At 35.1% G+C, this 2,293-nt stretch carries 1 protein-coding gene; it reads left to right on the top strand.

From position 1 onward, the window contains the following. Window positions 1-458 precede the first annotated feature (458 nt). A complete protein-coding gene (locus AC4AGG_RS16100; RefSeq protein WP_489773041.1) occupies window positions 459-2,045 on the top strand; it encodes a sulfatase-like hydrolase/transferase in 1,587 nt (528 codons plus the stop codon). Window positions 2,046-2,293 lie beyond the last annotated feature (248 nt).

Genomic DNA, 2,293 nt, shown 5'->3' with positions numbered 1-2,293 from the left:
AATTCTAAAACTGAAAAATTACTAGAAACTGAAAATTAGTAACTCAAAAATTAGAAAAAATGGGTGAAAAATACTGAAAATTACATGAAAATCTTACTTTTTGGGTCTAAAATCTATAAAAATTTTAAAATTTTGACTTTATTGAATGTGAAAATTATTTTTTATTAGATTTTTACTTCTCTGAACAGAATTTAACCCTGTTAAACTCTATTCATCGAAATAAAAATACTGCCTACAACAACGGTTTTGCGATATGCGGGTTGAAGTTTTTGTTGAAGATTTGTAATAATATTTCGCAAAAAGCCATTTTCTTTTAAAATTTTTAGTAATTTTATCAAAAGAAAATGGCTTTTTGCTTCGCTCAGTTTTGGTTGAACCTTCTGTTCATCAATGCCGCACATCGCAAAGCCGAAAATCGTTAGCAAACATTATTAAATAACCAAAAACAATAACAATTTATGAAACACTTAACTTTAACCATTTTATTATTCTCACTTATCACTAGTGGATTATTTGCCCAAGAAAAAGTAGGCGTATTTGACAAAACAGTAGTAGAAAAAGACAATTTTGAACCCGCTATACCCCGACCCGATCAAGAAAAAATCGCCAAACAGAAACTTGCAGATTTAGAAAAAAAATTCGGGAAAAAACCCAACATTCTTATTTTTTTAGTGGACGACCTCGGCTGGGGAGATATCGGTCTTAATGGCGGTGGAGTTGCATTGGGTTCACCGACACCCAATATCGATAGATTGGGATTAGAAGGAAAACAATTCAAATCGTTTTACTCTACACCAACCTGTACCTCTTCCAGAGCGGCACTCATGACCGGAAGAATCCCACAAAGAAGTGGACTTCTGCGCCCTATATTAAGTGGGGACAAACTCAAAACCAACCCATGGAAAGTAGAAGTAGCACAAGCCAAATTGCTTAGCAATGCGGGTTACAAAACTGCACTATATGGAAAATGGCATATTGGCGAAGGCGAAGATATGTTGCCTCATGAAGTAGGTTTCGATTTCTTTTTTGGCTTACCAGCTGTACAGTCTGATTATACCCAATATTTGGTGGATAGAAGATACAGCGATATGATTAACAACAAAGAAAAACACGACCTCGCATTTCAGATGAGACCTAAAGGGCTAATTGAAGGCGAAAAAGGCGGTCCGAGAAAAGTAGGTTTTCCTATTAACAATCTTTCGGACATGCGTCAGGTTGACCAAAAAATAAAAGAACGCTCTATCGATTTTATTAAAAACTACGCAGGAAAGCAACCTTTCTTTCTACTACATTCATTCACTTCTATTCATAATGACACCTATTGTAGCGAAGAATACATAGGAAAAAGCCCTTCTGCTATGCCTGTGAGAGATGCTTTGGTAGAAACCGATGATATAGTAGGAGAAATAATAAAAGCACTAGAAGAATCAGGCGAATTAGAAAATACATTAGTATTTTTCACTTCGGATAATGGCCCCAATATGGATGCCTTTCCTGACTGTGGAGTAACCCCATTTAGAGGAGGAAAAGGAAGCACTTGGGAAGGTGGTGTTAGAGTGCCAGGATTGGCTTATTGGAAAGGAATGATAGAACCAGGTCAACAATCCAACGAACTTATAGATCTAACCGATTTATACATGGTCGCACTACGTCTAGGTGGTAATTTGCAAAACAAACTTCCAAATAATCTATACTATGATGGAATAGACCAAACGGCATTTTTACTAGCAAAAGATGGACACTCTAGAAGACAAGTAGAATTTATTTGGAATATGGGCTCATTCAATGCCCTAAGATGGGACGATTATAAGGTTCATTACAATGTAATGCTAACTGAACAGACTGAACGCTGGTTAGATGCCTCTATGGAAATTAAAGCAGGTCTATCACCATTTACTTACAATCTCACCACAGACTTTAAAGAAACACGCTCTCAAGGACATTTGTATTTTGAATGGGGACACCCCTTTTGTATCAATATGATGAAACGTCATTTAGGAAGCATGAAAAAATACCCCAATACCGATTTAGGTCTGGGATTCTAATCATAAGATTTGCTAACAATGTGTATATGCCATACCCAAAGGGATACGGCATATACACTTACCGTTAGCTGTAATACAATGAAAACAACTCTAAAATTATTTTTTCCTTTAATTTTCATTTTTTTTTCTTGTAATAATAAAACTGAAGAAAAATCGAGTGTAATCTTATTGAGAATAGGGTTTTATCCTTCCAATCACATTGATTCGGAATCAATTTTAAATTTATCTGAAAAATATATTTTTTTTTA

Source organism: Chryseobacterium sp. CG10_8 (genome assembly GCF_058117085.1).
The sequence above is the reverse complement of the archived record's forward strand: the minus strand, read 5'-3'. Positions and strand labels throughout refer to the sequence as shown.

What these genes read in the sequence shown, in the direction of transcription:
- AC4AGG_RS16100 (WP_489773041.1), top strand. Translation starts at nt 459, where the DNA reads ATGAAACACTTAACTTTAACCATTTTATTATTCTCACTTATCACTAGT.